This window comes from Caulobacter henricii (genome assembly GCF_001414055.1).
In the GTDB taxonomy this organism is placed as follows: Bacteria; Pseudomonadota; Alphaproteobacteria; order Caulobacterales; family Caulobacteraceae; genus Caulobacter; species Caulobacter henricii.
Genome location: NZ_CP013002.1, coordinates 3,848,077 through 3,864,204 on the forward strand (window position 1 = coordinate 3,848,077; position 16,128 = coordinate 3,864,204).

Genomic DNA, 16,128 nt, shown 5'->3' on the forward strand with positions numbered 1-16,128 from the left:
CGGCGCCTAGCGCGCGGCGCCCTGTCGGGCGACCTGGGTCGGGGCCTGGCCGACATCGGCGAACGAGGCCCCCGAGCGGTCGCGGACATCGACCTTGACCTCGACCGACAGGCCCGGCCGCAGGGCGGCTCCGAGGCCCGAGGTGTCGACCACGATCTTCACCGGCAGGCGCTGGGTGATCTTGGTGAAATTGCCGACCGCGTTCTCGACCGGGATCAGGGCGAACTCCTGGCCGGTGGCGGGGGCGAAGCTGTCGACCTTGCCGCGAATGGTCTGTTTGCCAAAGGCGTCCGCCTTGATCTCGACCGTCTGGCCCACCCGCAGGCGCGAGACCTGGGTTTCCTTGAAATTGGCGACGATATAGCTCTGGCCGAGCGGCACGACCGACATCAGCGACACGCCGGGCTGCACCAGCTGTCCCGGGCGCACCGAACGGGCCCCGACGACGCCGGCCACCGGGGCCCGCAGGATGGTGCGGTCGAGATCCAGCCGGGCCTGTTCCACGGCGGCATGGGCGGCCTGGGCCTGGGCCTGGGTCTGGGCCCGGGCCGAACCAAGGGACTGGGCAGCGCGCTGTTCGGCTTCCAGAGCGGCCTGGGCGCTGGCCACGGCGGCCGCCGACTGGCTGGCACCGGCGCGGCTGGTCTGGACCTTCTGTTGCGAAACCCAGCCCTGGTGGGCCAGGCTGTCATAGCGATCGAGATCGGCCTTGGCGCGGCTGGCATCAGCCTGGGCGCTGGAGACGCCGGCCGCTTTCTGGGCGATCAGGGCCTGCTCCAGGGCCCCCTTGTCATCGACGGCGCGGACGGCGGCGTCCAGGGCCTGGGCATTGGCGACGGCCTGGTCCAGCCGGGCCTGGAAGGTGGCCGGGTCGATCCGCGCGACCACCTGACCGACCTCGACCCGCTGGTTGTCGGCGACCAGGATCTCGGCGATGGCCCCCGAGACCTGCGGGCTGATCTGCACGGTGTCGGCCTGGACGAAGGCATTATCGGTGGCTTCGAAGTGCTGCTTGTCGAGGAACCACAGGGTTGCGCCGACCAGCAGGGCCACGCCGGCCACGCCACCGACCAGAACCGGGATAAGCTTCTTGTTTTCAGACGTCGCCATGACCAACCCCGCAGACCGCAACAGCCCTGTGCGCTCGATAGAAGGGTATGAGGCACCGGGCAAGTTTTAAATGGACTAGTTCGTCCAAAAATCAACTGCGGTCCTGAGGGCTTTTCAGGCAGCGAGCGTCACGCCGCCCGGGAGGTCGACCGGGCGGGAGTTGGGCCGGCCAGACGGAAACGACCGACCAGCCGTGTGAGCTCTGCCGCTTCGTTCGACAGGGCGTGGCTGGCGGCTGTCGATTGCTCGACCATGGCGGCGTTTTGCTGGGTCGCCTGGTCCATCTGGTTCACGGCCGTATTGATCTGGGCCAGGCCCGTGGCCTGTTCCTCGGCCGAGGCCGCGATCTCGGCTACGGTACGATTGATATCGACGACGCCGGACGTGATACGGCGCAGGGCCTCACCGGTCTGACCCACAAGGCTGACGCCCTGGTCGACCTGCTGGGTCGAGGCGCTGATCAGAGCCTTGATCTCCTTGGCGGCCTCTGCCGACCGCTGGGCCAGGGCCCTCACCTCCTGGGCGACGACGGCGAAACCGCGACCGGCCTCGCCGGCCCGGGCCGCCTCGACCCCGGCATTGAGCGCCAGAAGATTGGTCTGGAAGGCGATTTCGTCGATCACCCCGATGATATTGCCGATCTCGTGCGACGAGCCTTCAATCTGCTCCATGGCGGCAATGGCCCGGCCAACGATCTCGCCGCCGGTTTCAGCGTCCTTGCGGGCGGTCTCGACCGATCGGCGCGCCTGGCCGGCTCCATCGGCGGCACGACGCACTGTGGCGACGATCTCGTCGAGGGCCGCGGCGGTTTCCTCGAGGCTGGCCGCCTGCTGTTCGGTGCGCCGCGCGAGGTCGTCCGCGGCGTGGCTGATCTCGCCCGAGCCGGCACTGATACCGCCGGCCGCGCCATTGATCACGCCCATCGTCTCGGCCAGGCGATCCATGGCCATGTTGAAATCGTTCTGGAGCTTGCGGTAACTCTCGGGGAACACATCGTCCAGGCAGAAGGTCAGGTCGCCCTGGGCCAGACTCTCCAGGCCCTCGCCTAGCCGGGCGACCACGCCGGATTGTTCGCTGGCCAGGGCGGCCCGACCAGCGTCGTTGGCGTGGCGTTCCTGCTCGGCCTGGCGGCGCTGGCCTTCGGCGTCGGCGGCCAGGCGGAGCTTTTCAACGGCGGCCTGCTTGAAGGTCAGAACGGCGGCGGCCATGCCGCCGATCTCATCCTTGCGGCCCACGGCCGGGACGGTCACTTCGTTGTCGCCATCGGCCAGGCGGCGCATGGTGGCGGTCATGGCGGTGACCGGGGCGGCGATGGCGTTGGTCAGCAGCCAGCCCATCAGGACGGCGATGCCGACGGCCAGGGCGCCACCGACAACCAGGGTCGAGGTGGCGGCGACAAGGGCCTTGCGCTGCTCAGCCGACCGGACCGCCAGCTGTCGTTTCTCTTCCTCGCCGATCGCCTTCAGCACCTTGCGGATCGCTGTCAGTCGGCCGCTCTTGCTGATCCCGGCGCGAGCCGCTTCGAGGGTGGCCGGGTCGCCGGCCTCGGCGATTTGCTTTCGGGTTTCCTCGCGGAAGACGCCGACAGCGGTCGCAAGGCTCTCTGTGCGAGCCCTTTCCTCGTCGTTTTCGGCACCCTCAGTCAGGGCCTTGAACGCAGCGTCATATTCGCCAGCGTGCTTGCTGTATTTTTCGAGGAATGATGGATCGAGACTGGCGACATAGCCGCGCGTGGCGTTCTGTTGTTCGACCAGGGCGGTGGATGTTTCGTCGAGCGTCGCGACATAGCGTTGACTAAGGTCGTTCAGCCGGGTGATCGTTTGAATCGAGCCCAGGCTGGCTCCGACCATTGACCCCTCCACCAGGACCGCCGCGACGAGAATGGTGAAGGCCAGCAAAAGTTTGTGCGCAACCTTGAGGTCAGTCATCGCCCAGTCCTCGATCCATCTTTCGAGGAATTTTCTGCGGTCACAGGGTTAACAAAGCGATAGAGGCCGCGACAGTCAGCCCGCGTCACGGCGCTTCACACCGTCAATCTCAAGGCTAGAGCCTGAATATCCGGGCCTGCGAAGCAATCTGCGTCGTTCTGCCGCATCAGACAGGCCAGGGGTGACTTCCGAATACAGATCTCCGTATCTGGATTTAACTCGATCACTTGTCCTTTGGAGGCGTCGCTCCAGGGCCACACCTTCCGGGTGTGTGACAACCCGTCGCAATTTCGTCTTGCGCGAGAATCATTAGAGACTAAAAGCCGTCCCCCACTGCAACCAAGGTCGGGGGAGCGCGTATCTCCCCAGCGGCCACAGTTCGCCGCGTTCGCTACGCCCGCGCCAAAGGATGCGCCGATGAATGTTCAACCACCGCTGGAACACTCGCCCCTGGCCATGTTCCGTCCCGTCCTGTGGCTTGCCGTCGCAGCCTTCACCACCGGCTTCGGCGGCTACATGATCCTCGGCCTGCGCGCCATCAACGGCTAAACGCCGGTCGAGCCGAATCCGCCTGCGCCCCGGTCTGTGGCCTCGAGGTCCTCGACCTCGACCAGGGTCCATTGCGGCGCGGCGGCGATGATCCCCTGGGCGATGCGGTCGCCCCGGCGGATCGTGAAGTCTTCGTCGCCCAGATTGATCAGCAGCACGCAGACCTGGCCGCGATAGTCGCAGTCGATGGTGCCGGGCGCATTGGTGACCGTGACCCCGTTCTTGAAGGCCAGTCCCGATCTTGGCCGGACCTGCATTTCATAGCCGTCGGGGATGGCGACGGAAAAGCCGGTCGGGGCCATGCACCGCGATCCCGGCTTCAGGACGATCGGGGCGTCCTCCGGGACATGGGCCCGCAGATCAAAGCCGGCCGCCCCGGCTGTCGCATAGGTCGGCAGCGGCAGGTCGGAATTGCCGTCCCAGCGCTTGAAGCGAATGGTTTGAGCGGTCATGCGAAACAGTCCTGATCGTCGAGCCCAGCGGCTGTAGCCGATTGATCCGGCGCGGGCCAGACCGTCAGGCCAGGGCCTCTGCGATCTTCCGGGCGATGGCGCGGGCCACCTCGTCCTTGGGCGCGCGATCCCAGCGCTCGGTGGCCTCCTGGGTGACCAGCAGCACCGCATTGTCCTCGCCGCCCATCACGCCCGGCTCGGTGACGTCATTGGCGATGATCCAGTCACAGCCCTTGCGCGACAGCTTGGCGCGGGCGTGCATCTCGACATCGTTGGTCTCGGCCGCAAAGCCGACCACCAGCTGCGGCCGGTGCGGTCCGGTGGCCGAGACGGTGGCCAGGATGTCGGGGTTCTCGACGAAGGTCAGGGCCGGCGGTCCGCCCTTTTCCTTCTTCAGCTTGGTGCCGAAGGCCTCGTCCACGCGCCAGTCGGCGACGGCGGCGACAAAGACCCCGACATCGGCCGGCAGGGCCGCCTGGCAGGCGGCGAGCATCTGCCGGGCCGTCTCGACATCGATGCGGGTCACGCCGCGGGGTGTCGGCAGGAAGACCGGGCCGGCGATCAGGGTGACCTCGGCGCCCAGCTGGGCCAGGGCCTCGGCGATCGCGAACCCCTGCTTGCCGCTCGAGCGATTGGTGATGCCGCGGACCGGGTCGATGGGTTCGAAGGTGGGCCCGGCCGTGACCAGGGCGCGCTTGCCGGCCAGGGGGCGGTCGGCCGGCCCCTTCAGGGCGTCCATGATGGCGGCAAAGATTACTTCGGGTTCGGCCAGGCGGCCGGGCCCGAACTCGCCACAGGCCATGGCACCGTCATCGGGACCGACGAAGCGGACCCCGTCGGCCTTCAGGGTGGCGACATTGCGCCGGGTGGCTGGATGCAGCCACATCCGGACATTCATGGCCGGGGCCATCAGGACCGGCTTGTCGGTGGCCAGGAGGGCGGTCGAGGCCAGGTCGCCGGCAAGGCCGTGGGCCGCCTTGGCGATCAGGTCTGCCGTGGCCGGGGCCACCACCACCAGATCCGCCGAGCGTGAGAGCTGGATATGGCCCATCTCGGCCTCGTCGGTCAGGGAGAACAGGTCGTCATAGACCCTGTCCTCGGCCAGGGATCCCAGCGACAGGGGGGTGACGAACTCCGCACCTGCCTTGGTCAGGATCGGCCGCACGGCGACGCCGGCCTTGCGCAGAAGACGCGTCAGCTCCAGCGCCTTGTAGGCGGCTATGCCGCCACCGACGATCAGAAGAACCCTTTTGTCGCTCACGTCCGTCGGCCTCCGCCCCGTTCGCTGCCCTTATGGCCCATGCGCGGCGATCCGACAAAGGACAAGCGTGTGACGGACTCGACTCGCGTTCCGTTTTCGTTCATCAATCGGTTAGGTTGAACAGATGAGGCGACAGACTCATGAGGTTGAATGGATTTCAGGCCGCGACGACGGCCTTGCTGGTCAGTGGAGCCCTCGGGCTGAGCGGCTGTGACGGCGGTGCTTCGGCGGTCCGTGCCCCCAAGGGCGGCGAGCGGCCGGCGGTGGCCGATGCCCGGGAGGCGGGATCGACCTCCACTCCGGCCCCGGCAGGCGATCTGCGGGACGTACCGGTGCGCCAGGTTGCAGGCAAACCGTTCTGGGCCGCCAACCGGACCCGCTCGGCCGAGGAAAATGCCGAACGGGCCTTTGAGCGCAATGGCGAGACCTTCGGTGCCGCCACGGTCGAGGACTATGTCGAAACCGCCCACCGGTTCGTGAGCAACCCGCCCAAGGGCACCGAGACGCTCAAGCGACCCAATGGCGACACCCTGATCTATGACCCGAAAGGCAATGTCTTTGCCGTGGTTTCACGCGAGGGTGCGCCCCGGGCCCTGTTCAAGCCGGATGACGGCGCGGCCTATTGGGAGGTGCAGAAGACCCGCGAAAGCCGCCGGACCACGGCGGCCCGTGAGCGGGGCCAGGGTGAAAGCGGCTAGAGGCCAGGCGTGCCGGGCGTTACGGCCCGGCTGACGGTCCGAAAAAGGCTCTAGCCGAACACCAGGACGATGGCGGTGATGGCCACCACGGCCACGGCTGCGCCGGTCGCGAACCAGGTCAGGGGACGGGGCTTGGCCGGGGCGGCCGCCTGGGCGGCAACCGGCGGTGCCTCGGCCAGGCGGGCGATGGCGCGCAGAGCCTTCAGGGCTTCGTCGGCAAAGTCGCGGACCTTGGCGGCGGGGGAGAGTTCGCGGGTGATCCAGCGACGGACCACCGGATCGGCGGCCGCCCAGATATCGTGGGCCGGGTCGATGCGGCGGGCCACGCCCTCGACCGTGACCATGGTCTTCTGCAGCAGGACCAGTTCCGGCCGCAGGGCCATGTCGAACAGGGCGGTGATCTCGAACAGCTGGGCCAGCAGCTTGCCCATCGAGATGTCGCGGGCATCGAGGCCGAAGACCGGTTCGCCCACCGCCCGCAGGGCCTGGGCAAAGGCGTCGACATCCTGGTGGGCCGGAACATAGCCGGCGTCGAAATGGATGCGGGCGACGCGGGGATAGTCGCGGTTGAGAAAGCCGTAGAGGATCTCGGCCAGATATTTCCGCTCGCCGGGGCCCAGGCGGCCGATGATTCCATAGTCGACGGCCACCACCCTGTCCGGGGCGGCGACGAACAGATTGCCCTCGTGCAGATCGGCGTGGAACAGGCCGTGATCCAGGGCCTGGGCGAGGAAACCCCGGGTGATGTTCTCGGCCAGGACCTTGCGGTCCAGACCGGGAAGCTCGAGCGCTTGCGGATCCGACAGGGGCGCGCCCTCGGCCCAGGCCAGGGTCAGGACCCGCTTGCCGACCCCCTGCCAGACCACGGCCGGGGCCGACATATAGGCGTCCTTGGCCATGACCTCGCCGAGCTCGGCGCAGCCGGCGGCCTCGAAGCGCAGGTCCATTTCCAGATCCAGGGCCCGGATCACCACCTCGACGAAGTCGCGTGGCTTCAGGCGGCGAACGGCGGGCACCAGGCCTTCGGCCAGGTCGGCGGCCAGACGCAGAACGGCGCTGTCCTCGGCCACGCGGCGTTCGATCCCTGGGCGCAGGACCTTGACCGCCACCTTGCGGCCGTCGAGTAGCCGGGCCGGATGGGCCTGGGCCAGGGAGGCGGCGGCCACCGGGGCCTCCAGCTCGGCAAACAGGGTCTCGACCGGACGGCCCAGGCTGCGTTCGATCTCCTCGCGGGCCTCGGCGAGCGGGAAGGGGGCCAGACGGTCCTTCAGGCGCGACAGGTCCTCGGCGAAGGGGGTGCCGAAGATGTCGGCCCGGGTCGACAGGAACTGGCCCATCTTGATCGCGGCGGGACCCAGGCCCTCAAGGGCACCGGCCAGCCTCTGTCCCGGCCGTCCGAGACGCGCGCGGGGACCGGAAAACAGCCGCAGGGTCCGGGCCGCCAGCCGCGCCGACGGCGGCAGCAGGGGGTCCAGCTCGCGCGGGATCAGGGCATCGGCCCGGATCAGGACCCAGCCCGCGCCGATCAGGCGCCAGAACGCGGACATCTGGCCCATGGGCTAGACGGCCCAGCCCTGGTGCATGGCCGCGACGCCGCCGGTGAAGTTGCTGATCGTCACCCGCTTGAAGCCGGCCTTTTCCATCATGGCGGCAAAGGTCCTCTGGTCGGGGAAGCGCCGGATGCTCTCGACCAGGTACTGATAGGCGTCGCGATCCCTGGCCACCCATTCCCCGACCTGCGGGATGACCTTGAAGCTGTAGGCGTCATAGGCCCTGGCCAGGGCTTCGGTGACCGGCCGCGAGAATTCCAGACAGATGAACCGCCCGCCCGGCTTCAGGACCCGGCGCGCCTCACGCAGGGCTGCGTCGATGTCGGTGACATTGCGGATGCCGAACGAGATCACATAGGCGTCGGCATAGGCATCGGGCAGGGGCAGGCGCTGGGCGTCGCCGACCGTCCAGGTGATTTCAGGCTCGCCGCCCTTGTCGATGCCGGCGGCGATCATCTCGGCATTGTAGTCGATGATATTGATCATCGCATCGGGGCCGCCCCGGCGCTCCTGGGCGCGGCGGGCCATCTTTGCAAAGCGGCGGGCCATGTCGCCGGTGCCGCCCGCGCAGTCGATGATGATCTCGCCCGGCTGCGGATTGAGCCGTGCGGCGACGGCGTCCTTCCACAGACGGTGAACGCCCCCGCTCATCAGGTCGTTCATCAGGTCATAGTTCTTGGCGACGCGATCGAAAACGCCCCGCACCAGGCCCGCCTTCACCGAAGGATCGACGTCCTTGAAACCGAATGTGGCTGCGGGCTTGCTCATGACGTCTTTCGGCCAGGCTCTATATAAGGTCGTCCGCTATTAGACCGCGCGTCGCGTCACGTCACCTTCTTGAGGCCAACCCTTGCCCGAATTGCCCGAAGTCGAGACCGTCCGGCGCGGCCTGGAACCCACCTTGAGCGGCGCGCGGCTCAGCCGCGTGCGCGCCAACCGGCCCGATCTGCGCTTTCCCCTACCCGAGGGCTTCGTCCAGAGGCTGACCGGGGCGAGGATCCTTCGGCTGGACCGCCGGGCCAAGTATCTGCTGGCCCCGCTCGATCGCGGCGACACCCTCGTCATGCATCTGGGCATGACCGGCCGGTTCGAGATCGCCGTGCCCGAGGGCACCATTCGCCCCGGCGACTTCGCCCGCGAGGTCAAGCCCGACGACAAGCACGCCCATGTGGTCTTCGAGACGGAAGACGGGGCGGTGGTCACCTATCACGACCCCCGCCGCTTCGGCTTCATGGACCTGATCGCCACCGACCAGGTGGACCGCCATCCGTGGTTTTCGACCATGGGCCCCGAGCCCCTGGGCGAGGGCTTTACCGCCCAGACCCTGGTCAGGGCCTTTGCGAACCGCAAGCAGGGCCCCAAGACCCTGCTGCTGGATCAGAAGACCGTCGCGGGCCTGGGCAATATCTATGTCTGCGAGGCCCTGCACCGGGCGGGCATCTCGCCGTTCAAGCCCTCGGGGATGATCGCCGGCAAGCGCCTGGGCCCCCTGACGACCATCATCAAGGAGGTCCTGGCCGAGGCGGTCGAGGTCGGGGGCTCGACCCTGAAGGACTTCGCCGCCGCCGACGGGGCCCTGGGCTATTTCCAGCACCGCTTCCGGGTCTATGACCGCGAGGGCGAGGCCTGTCCGACCCGGGGCTGCAAGGGAGTTATTGCCCGCGAGGTCCAGGCGGGGCGGTCGACGTTCTATTGCCCGGTGTGTCAGGTTTAGGGGGGCTGCCTCGGAGCGGTCTTTTCCAAGGTCGGCATGGGGCGGCAAGCGGACATGCTCCCTCTCCCAAAGGGAGAGGGTTGGGGTGAGGGGTTACGGCGTTTGACGGAGTGCCGGCACGCCGTCCCGCCTCGTAACCCCTCACCCTCCCATCCCGGCCTTCGCCGGGACGGGCCCCTCCCTCTCTCAAAGAGAGAGGGACCATGAACGTCCGACCAAGGTCGAAAGCACCCCACGGCTTTCCACGCCCCCGATCATCTCGCCGCGAGCTTCAAGGACAGCCCGTCCCGCCCCTCCGGTCTGAGCGTCAGCTGACAAAAGGAAAGGGCGAGAGAGCCTTGTTGGCTTCCTCGACCAGCAGGGTCCGGTTGATCGGGGCGGCGGCGCGCTGGGGGCAGGCGGGGCGTTCGCAGATCCGGCATGAGGGTCCGATCTCGACGGCCGCCGGGGCGGCGATGTCGAGGCCGCGGGCATAGACCAGCTTGCCGGCAAATTTCAGCTCGCAGCCCAGGCCGATGACCAGCTCGTCCTCGAGACCCGCCTGCAGGCCCGAAATCCGCCGCACGGTCCGCGACAGGGTGAAATAGCGCTCGCGGTCCGGCGTCTCGATGACCTGGGTGATGATCCGCCCCGGGGTCTTGAAGCTGTCATGCACGTTCCAGCGCGGACAGGCGCCGCCGAAGCGGGAGAACGGAAACGGGCCGGCGGCGAAGCGCTTGGAAATGTTCCCGGCCGCATCCAGGCGCATCATGAAGAAGGGCACGCCCCGCGCGCCCGGCCGGCTGAGGGTGGTCAGCCTCTGGGCCGCCTGTTCATAGCTGATGCCGAACCGCGAGCGGACCCGTTCAATATCGTAGCCGCTGGCCTGCATGGCCGCCAGGAACGGCTCGTAGGGCATCATGATGGCGGCGGCCAGATAGTTGTCGAGGAACACCTTGAGCAGCTGGCGGGTGGCCCGGTCCGGGGCCTGGAAGCGGTTGGTCAGGGTCGTCAGGATCTCGCCGGCCTCCATCAGGCCCAGCTGGTAGCACATGGCGAAGATGCGGCTGGCCGGGGCCAGGGTCTCGGAAATCATCAGCCGCTTGCGGTGGTGATCATAGCGCCGCAGCGAATGGGCCATGGTCTCGACCGGCATGACCCGCGTCTGGATGCCGAACTGCTCCTGCAGCCGGGCCCGGACGGCCGGTCCGAGATCCTGCGGATCGGCCTTCATCGCTGCCACGATGGTTTCGGCGACCGTCTCGAGTTCGGCGAAATGGTTGCGCTGGGCGCTGACCAGGTCGCGCACCCAGTCGGTCGGCGACTGCGAGGAGAGGCCCGCCGCCCCGTCCGGTCGCTCGAAGACCCCCAGATCGATCAGCCGGCCGCGGTCCAGATAGGCGCGATAGAGACGGGTCATGGCTTCGGCGAAGCCGGGGGAAAGCTCCGCCACCTCGGCGGCCTCATGGCGGCTGACGCCGAGATCGGTGAACATGCTGTCGGACAGCACCTCTTCCAGGCCCGCCCCGCCGCCCGGATCGTCGGCCGACAGGCTGCGCAGGTCCAGGTCATAGGCATCGGCCAGGCGCAGCAGGATCTGGGCGGTGGCCGGCCTCTGGTTGCGCTCCAGCAGGTTGAGATAGCTGGCCGAGACCCCGAGGTCTTCGGCCATCCGGCTCTGGGTCACGCCCAGGTCGCGCCGCAGCCGCTTGAGCCGGCCGCCGAGAAACAGCTTTTTGTCGTTGGTCGCCATTCGGTCAACTTGTCACAGATTTACAGAACACACAAAGTGTCATTGTGACAAATCGTCTTCAATAGGTTCGACGGCCGCCCCGCCCTGGCCTTAGCTCCCTCTCACGAGTTTTCTTGTCCGACCCGCTCCTCGCATCCGGCTTTCGGCCGCGCAGGAGGGCTCGGCGCCTGATGTGGGACCAAGACCAATGACGCTGCGCAAGACCTATGCCCAACACCGCCAGGAACTGCTGGGCCGCTATCCCGATGGCGTGACCTCGGGCGGCATCGCCATCGACGACATCATCCAGCTGAAGCTGCAGAACACCTATTCGACCCATCTGGACATCGCCCGCGACATGGCCGGAGTCATGCGCGCCGACATGGCCGACTATGATCGCGACAGCGCCCAGTTCACCCAGTCGCTGGGCTGCTGGTCGGGCTTCCATGCCCAGCAGATGATCAAGTCGGTCAAGCGCCTGCGCGGCACCACCAAGGGTGCCTATGTCTATCTGTCGGGCTGGATGGTCGCCGGCCTGCGCAATCGCTGGGGCCATCTGCCCGACCAGTCGATGCACGAGAAGACCGCCGTGGTCGATCTGATCGAGGAGATCTATGTCTCCCTGCGCCAGGCCGATGAGGTGGGCCTGAACGACCTGTTCAAGACCCTGCGCGCCGCCCGCCAGGCCGGCGACACGGCCGCCGAGGCCGCCGCGATCGAGGCCATTGACGGCTTCGAGACCCATGTCGTGCCGATCATCGCCGACATCGATGCCGGCTTCGGCAACGAGAACGCCACCTATCTGCTGGCCAAGGAAATGATCAAGGCCGGCGCCTGCTGCCTGCAGATCGAAAACCAGGTCTCCGACGCCAAGCAGTGCGGTCACCAGGACGGCAAGGTCACCGTGCCGCGCGAAGACTTCATCGAAAAGCTGCGCGCCTGCCGCCTGGCCTTCGAGGAACTCGGCGTCGATGACGGCGTCATCGTGGCCCGCACCGACAGCCTCGGCGCCGGCCTGACCCAGAAGATCCCGGTCAGCCAGGAGCCCGGCGATCTGGCCAGCGACTATATCAAGTGGCTGAAGACCGAGGCCATCACGGCCGAGAATCCCATCCATAGCGGCGAGGTCGCGCTCTATCGCGACGGTCAGTTCGTCAAGCCGGTGCGCATGCCCAATGGCCTGTTCGCCTTCCAGGACGGCACCGGCCGGGCCCGTGTCATCGAGGACTGCATCGCCTCCCTGACCCAGGGCGGGGCGGACCTGCTGTGGATCGAGACCGACACCCCCAATGTCGACGAGATCGCCTCGATGGTGTCGGAGATCCGCAAGGTCGTTCCGAACGCCAAGCTGACCTACAACAACTCTCCGTCGTTCAACTGGACCCTGAACCTGCGCAAGCAGGTCCGTGACCAGTGGATCGCCGAGGGCAAGATCCACAAGGACTCCTATCCCGAGGGCAACAGCCTGATGTCGGCCGAGTATGATGCGACCGACCTCGGCCGCGAGACCGATGCCCGCCTGGCCGCCTTCCAGGCCGACATTTCGGCCCGGGCCGGGGTGTTCCACAACCTGATCACCCTGCCGACCTTCCACCTGACGGCCAAGAGCATGGACGAGCTGTCGCGCGGCTATTTCGGCGACGAGCGCATGAAGGCCTATGTCAATTCGGTCCAGCGCGAAGAAATCCGCCGTGGCGTCTCGGCCGTGAAGCACCAGCACGAGGTCGGTTCCGATCTCGGCGACAGCTTCAAGGAAATGGTCGCCGGCGAGCGGGCCCTGAAGGCCGGCGGTCACGCCAACACCATGAACCAGTTCGCCGCCGAATAGCCGACGGCCCCGCGCGCCCGCCCCGCCCCCAGGGGGCGGGCGCGACCCCCACCCTCTCTCAACAGGATCACGCCATGTCTGCGACGAAGTTCACCCCCGCCGCCATGCCCCAGGCGACCGACCAGCAACGCGCCGTCGATCGTGTGGCCGAGGCCTCCCACCGCCTGAACGAAGCTGTCCGCCGCGCCATCGACGCCGGCTATTCGGTGGAACTGGTCCGCGCCTCGCGTCACCATGACGGGGCCGGCAACTGGGGCGACCAGATCGTCCCGACCGTGCGCCCCACCGACGCCAAGCCCGCCTAAAAGACCCTTTCGACCGTGTCCCCGGGCCACCGGGGGCCAAGACCCTTCCTAAGCCTGCAGGATTACCCATGCCCCTCGACATCGCCGCCAATATCCAGATCAACGGGCCCATCGAGGGGCGGGCCGTAGACATCCTGACGCCCGAGGCCCTGGCCTTCGTGGCCGACCTCCACCGCCGGTTCGACGCCCGTCGACGGGAGCTGCTGTCGGCCCGCGCCCAGCGCCAGGCCCGCTTCGACGCCGGGGAGCTCCCCGACTTCCTGGCGGAGACGGCGGAGATCCGGGCCGGAGACTGGACCGTGGCCCCGATCCCGGCGGACCTGCAGGACCGCCGGGTCGAAATCACCGGCCCCGTCGACCGCAAGATGATCATCAATGCCCTCAACTGCGGGGCCAAGGTGTTCATGGCCGACTTCGAGGACGCCACCTCTCCGACCTGGGCCAATCTGATTGAGGGCCAGGTCAATCTGAAGGATCGCTGGGCCGGCACCCTGACCCACGTCGATCCCAAGTCCGGCAAGAGCTATGCGCTGGGAGACAACCCGGCCGTCCTGGTCATCCGCCCGCGTGGCTGGCATCTGCCGGAACGCCACATGGAGGTCGATGGCCTGCCCGTCAGCGGGGCCTTGTTCGATTTCGGCCTTTATTTCTATCACAATGCCCAGGCGTCCCTGGCCCAGGGTTCGGGTCCCTATTTCTACCTGCCCAAGCTGGAGAGCCATCTGGAGGCCCGCCTGTGGAACGAGGTATTCGTCCACGCCCAGGCCGCGCTTGGCATCGCCCAGGGCACGATCAAGGCCACGGTCCTGATCGAGACCATTCCGGCCGCCTTCGAGATGGACGAGATCCTCTACGAGCTGCGCGACCACATGGCCGGCCTCAACTGCGGGCGCTGGGACTACATCTTCTCGTTCATCAAGCGTCTGGGCCGTCGGGCCGAGTTCCTGACCCCCGACCGCTCGGCCATGGTCATGGGCAAGGCCTTCCTGGGTGCCTATTCGCTGAAGCTGATCCAGACCTGTCACCGCCGCGGAGCATTCGCCATGGGCGGGATGGCGGCCCAGATCCCGGTCAAGGGTGACCCGGCCGCCAATGACGCGGCCTTCGCCCGGGTCCGGGCCGACAAGGAGCGCGAGGCCGGGGCCGGCCATGACGGCACCTGGGTCGCCCACCCCGATCTGGTGCCGGTGGCCATGGAGGTCTTCGACCGCCTGATGCCGACCCCCAACCAGCTCGACAAGCGCCTGGCCGACCTCACCATCACCCAGCCGGAAATGCTCGCTCTGCATGACGGTGTGCGCACCGAGGCCGGGGTTCGCGAGAACATCCGGGTCGGGGTCCGCTATACCCAGGCCTGGATCGAGGGACGGGGCGCCGTGCCGCTCTATAATCTGATGGAGGACGCGGCGACCGCCGAGATCTGCCGTACCCAGCTCTGGCAATGGGTGCGCCTCAATGCCGCTCTCGATGACGGCCGCGAGATCAGTTCGGAGCTGTTTGTCAGCCTGCTCACCGATGAAATGACCGGCCTGCGCCGCGACTTCCCCTCGCCGCGCCTGGAAGAGGCCGCGCACCTGTTTGCCCGCATGGTGCTGAATGACACGCTGGAAGAGTTCCTGACCCTGCCGGCCTATGCCCTGATCGACTGACGGCGCGCCCGGCGGACACAACACGTCCGCCGGGGCTCCCCTTCGCCGCGACGCGCTTTATAAAGCGTGCGCGTCACAAGGAGAGACCTGCCGATGGCCTATCAGACCCTGATCGTCGAAACCGCGCCGGAGGGTGCCGCCGGCGTCGTCCTGATCCGTCTGAACCGCCCTGAGGCCCTCAATGCCCTGAACGCCCAGCTGCTGGGCGAGCTTGCCGTCGCCCTGGGCGAGGCCCAGGCCGACGAGGCCGTGGGCTGTATCGTCCTGACCGGCTCGGCCAAGGCCTTTGCGGCCGGTGCCGACATCAAGGAGATGTCGGACAAGACCTATGCCCAGATGTTCAAGGCCGATTTCTTCACCGCCGGAGCCCGGGCGGTCGAGCAGTGCCGCAAGCCGATCATCGCCGCCGTCTCCGGCTACGCCCTGGGGGGCGGCTGCGAGCTGGCCATGATGTGCGATTTCATCATCGCCGCCGACACCGCCAAGTTCGGCCAGCCCGAGATCAATCTGGGCGTCGCGCCCGGCATCGGCGGCACCCAGCGCCTGACCCGCTTCGTCGGCAAGTCCAAGGCCATGGACATGATCCTGACCGGCCGGATGATGGGAGCCGAGGAGGCCGAACGCTCGGGCCTGGTCAGCCGGATCTTCCCGGCCGACCTGCTGCTTCCCGAGGTGCTGGCCATGGCCGCCAAGATCGCTGCCCAGTCGCCCCTGGCGGTCGCCATGAACAAGGAACTGGTCCAGGCGGCCTATGAGACCACCCTGACCACCGGCGTGGCCCTGGAGCGCCGCCTGTTCCACTCCCTGTTCGCCTTTGAGGATCAGAAGGAGGGGATGGCGGCCTTTGTCGAGAAGCGGAAGCCCGAGTTTAAGGGCCGTTAAGGCCGGGGCGCGACCGCTTGTCGCATCTCTCGGCAAAACGGCCTCGACAGCCGTTGACCGATCTCATCGCTTCCCGTATATCCGCGCGCTCAAGATTTTCCCTGCTTCGCGGCTGTCCCGCGCGGCTGTCCGTTTCGAGGTCCAATTTCCATGGCCAACAATCCCGGCGCCAAGAAGGCGATCCGCAAGATCGCCCGCCGCACCGAGGTGAACACCGCTCGCCGTTCGCGCGTGCGCACCTTCCTCCGCAAGTTCGAAGACGCCCTGGTGGCCGGTGATGTCGCCGTCGCCAAGGCCGCCTTTGTCGAGGCTCAATCGGAACTGATGCGCGCCGTTTCCAAGGGCGTCGTTCATCCGAACACGGGCTCGCGCAAGGTCTCGCGCCTCGCTGCCCGACTGAAGAAGCTGGACAAGGCCGCCGCCTGACCAGACCTGTGAACGAATAAGTTTCGTTCAGGAAATTCAAGTATTTACAAGGGCCGGCTGGAGCA

General features: G+C 67.3%; 15 protein-coding genes and 1 pseudogene. 9 read left to right on the top strand and 7 right to left on the bottom strand.

What is annotated here, in order from left to right; genetic code table 11:
• Positions 1-6: 6 nt before the first annotated feature.
• Both AQ619_RS18045 and AQ619_RS18050 read right to left on the bottom strand, forming a co-directional pair.
• Complete coding sequence (locus AQ619_RS18045; RefSeq protein ID WP_166504303.1) at positions 7-1,116, bottom strand: HlyD family secretion protein; 1,110 nt, start codon at positions 1,114-1,116, stop codon at positions 7-9.
• 122 nt (positions 1,117-1,238) lie between these two features.
• Complete coding sequence (locus AQ619_RS18050; protein ID WP_062151020.1) at positions 1,239-3,038, bottom strand: methyl-accepting chemotaxis protein; 1,800 nt, start codon at positions 3,036-3,038, stop codon at positions 1,239-1,241.
• Between the two features lie 417 nt (positions 3,039-3,455).
• Here AQ619_RS18050 and AQ619_RS19435 point away from each other — a divergent pair, with 417 nt between their 5' ends.
• Entirely contained in the window at positions 3,456-3,587 is a 132-nt protein-coding gene (locus AQ619_RS19435; RefSeq protein ID WP_236849505.1) for a hypothetical protein, read from the top strand.
• On the opposite strand, the gene dut is transcribed toward AQ619_RS19435, so the two are convergent.
• Positions 3,584-4,039 (bottom strand): dUTP diphosphatase, encoded by a 456-nt coding sequence (dut, locus tag AQ619_RS18055; protein WP_062151023.1) that lies wholly within the window; start codon positions 4,037-4,039, stop codon positions 3,584-3,586. The genes AQ619_RS19435 and dut overlap by 4 nt on opposite strands.
• Positions 4,040-4,103: 64 nt before the next feature.
• Entirely contained in the window at positions 4,104-5,300 is a 1,197-nt protein-coding gene (gene coaBC, locus AQ619_RS18060) for a bifunctional phosphopantothenoylcysteine decarboxylase/phosphopantothenate--cysteine ligase CoaBC (protein ID WP_062151026.1), read from the bottom strand.
• Between the two features lie 140 nt (positions 5,301-5,440).
• On the opposite strand from coaBC, the gene AQ619_RS18065 reads away from it, so the two are divergent.
• Complete coding sequence (locus AQ619_RS18065; RefSeq protein WP_062151030.1) at positions 5,441-5,998, top strand: hypothetical protein; 558 nt, start codon at positions 5,441-5,443, stop codon at positions 5,996-5,998.
• 50 nt (positions 5,999-6,048) lie between these two features.
• On the opposite strand, the gene ubiB is transcribed toward AQ619_RS18065, so the two are convergent.
• A complete protein-coding gene (gene ubiB, locus AQ619_RS18070) occupies positions 6,049-7,554 on the bottom strand; it encodes a 2-polyprenylphenol 6-hydroxylase (RefSeq protein WP_062151033.1) in 1,506 nt (501 codons plus the stop codon).
• A 3-nt stretch (positions 7,555-7,557) separates the two neighbouring features.
• Entirely contained in the window at positions 7,558-8,316 is a 759-nt protein-coding gene (locus tag AQ619_RS18075; RefSeq protein WP_062151035.1) for a class I SAM-dependent methyltransferase, read from the bottom strand.
• An 82-nt stretch (positions 8,317-8,398) separates the two neighbouring features.
• Here AQ619_RS18075 and mutM point away from each other — a divergent pair, with 82 nt between their 5' ends.
• Positions 8,399-9,262, top strand: coding sequence for a bifunctional DNA-formamidopyrimidine glycosylase/DNA-(apurinic or apyrimidinic site) lyase (mutM, locus tag AQ619_RS18080; RefSeq protein ID WP_062151038.1), 864 nt, complete (start codon positions 8,399-8,401; stop codon positions 9,260-9,262).
• A gap of 85 nt (positions 9,263-9,347) precedes the next feature.
• A pseudogene (locus AQ619_RS19440) lies at positions 9,348-9,486 on the top strand (hypothetical protein); the annotation flags it as partial.
• 83 nt (positions 9,487-9,569) lie between these two features.
• Here AQ619_RS19440 and AQ619_RS18085 read toward each other — a convergent pair.
• The gene (locus AQ619_RS18085) at positions 9,570-10,994 is read right to left on the bottom strand and encodes a helix-turn-helix domain-containing protein (protein ID WP_062151039.1); all 1,425 of its coding nucleotides are present in this window, start codon (positions 10,992-10,994) and stop codon (positions 9,570-9,572) included.
• A gap of 187 nt (positions 10,995-11,181) precedes the next feature.
• On the opposite strand from AQ619_RS18085, the gene AQ619_RS18090 reads away from it, so the two are divergent.
• The 5 genes from AQ619_RS18090 to rpsT all read left to right on the top strand — a co-directional run bounded on the left by AQ619_RS18090 (position 11,182) and on the right by rpsT (position 16,063).
• Positions 11,182-12,801, top strand: a complete 1,620-nt coding sequence (locus AQ619_RS18090) for an isocitrate lyase (protein ID WP_062151042.1) — start codon at positions 11,182-11,184, stop codon at positions 12,799-12,801.
• Between the two features lie 74 nt (positions 12,802-12,875).
• Complete coding sequence (locus AQ619_RS18095; protein ID WP_062151046.1) at positions 12,876-13,106, top strand: hypothetical protein; 231 nt, start codon at positions 12,876-12,878, stop codon at positions 13,104-13,106.
• A 68-nt stretch (positions 13,107-13,174) separates the two neighbouring features.
• Entirely contained in the window at positions 13,175-14,755 is a 1,581-nt protein-coding gene (aceB, locus tag AQ619_RS18100) for a malate synthase A (protein WP_062151049.1), read from the top strand.
• A gap of 93 nt (positions 14,756-14,848) precedes the next feature.
• Positions 14,849-15,637: an enoyl-CoA hydratase gene (locus AQ619_RS18105; RefSeq protein ID WP_062151053.1), complete on the top strand. Its 789-nt coding sequence runs from the start codon at positions 14,849-14,851 to the stop codon at positions 15,635-15,637.
• Positions 15,638-15,787: 150 nt separating this feature from the next.
• Positions 15,788-16,063: a 30S ribosomal protein S20 gene (gene rpsT / locus AQ619_RS18110; protein ID WP_062151057.1), complete on the top strand. Its 276-nt coding sequence runs from the start codon at positions 15,788-15,790 to the stop codon at positions 16,061-16,063.
• The last annotated feature ends 65 nt before the right edge of the window (positions 16,064-16,128 follow it).

Bases quoted from the DNA above. Each gene is read 5' to 3' on its own strand.
- AQ619_RS18050 (WP_062151020.1), bottom strand. From the start codon at position 3,038: ATGACTGACCTCAAGGTTGCGCACAAACTTTTGCTGGCCTTCACCATT.
- AQ619_RS19435 (WP_236849505.1), top strand. From the start codon at position 3,456: ATGAATGTTCAACCACCGCTGGAACACTCGCCCCTGGCCATGTTCCGT.
- dut (WP_062151023.1), bottom strand. From the start codon at position 4,039: ATGACCGCTCAAACCATTCGCTTCAAGCGCTGGGACGGCAATTCCGAC.
- AQ619_RS18065 (WP_062151030.1), top strand. From the start codon at position 5,441: ATGAGGTTGAATGGATTTCAGGCCGCGACGACGGCCTTGCTGGTCAGT.
- ubiB (WP_062151033.1), bottom strand. From the start codon at position 7,554: ATGGGCCAGATGTCCGCGTTCTGGCGCCTGATCGGCGCGGGCTGGGTC.
- AQ619_RS18075 (WP_062151035.1), bottom strand. From the start codon at position 8,316: ATGAGCAAGCCCGCAGCCACATTCGGTTTCAAGGACGTCGATCCTTCG.
- AQ619_RS18085 (WP_062151039.1), bottom strand. From the start codon at position 10,994: ATGGCGACCAACGACAAAAAGCTGTTTCTCGGCGGCCGGCTCAAGCGG.
- AQ619_RS18090 (WP_062151042.1), top strand. From the start codon at position 11,182: ATGACGCTGCGCAAGACCTATGCCCAACACCGCCAGGAACTGCTGGGC.
- AQ619_RS18095 (WP_062151046.1), top strand. From the start codon at position 12,876: ATGTCTGCGACGAAGTTCACCCCCGCCGCCATGCCCCAGGCGACCGAC.
- aceB (WP_062151049.1), top strand. From the start codon at position 13,175: ATGCCCCTCGACATCGCCGCCAATATCCAGATCAACGGGCCCATCGAG.
- AQ619_RS18105 (WP_062151053.1), top strand. From the start codon at position 14,849: ATGGCCTATCAGACCCTGATCGTCGAAACCGCGCCGGAGGGTGCCGCC.
- rpsT (WP_062151057.1), top strand. From the start codon at position 15,788: ATGGCCAACAATCCCGGCGCCAAGAAGGCGATCCGCAAGATCGCCCGC.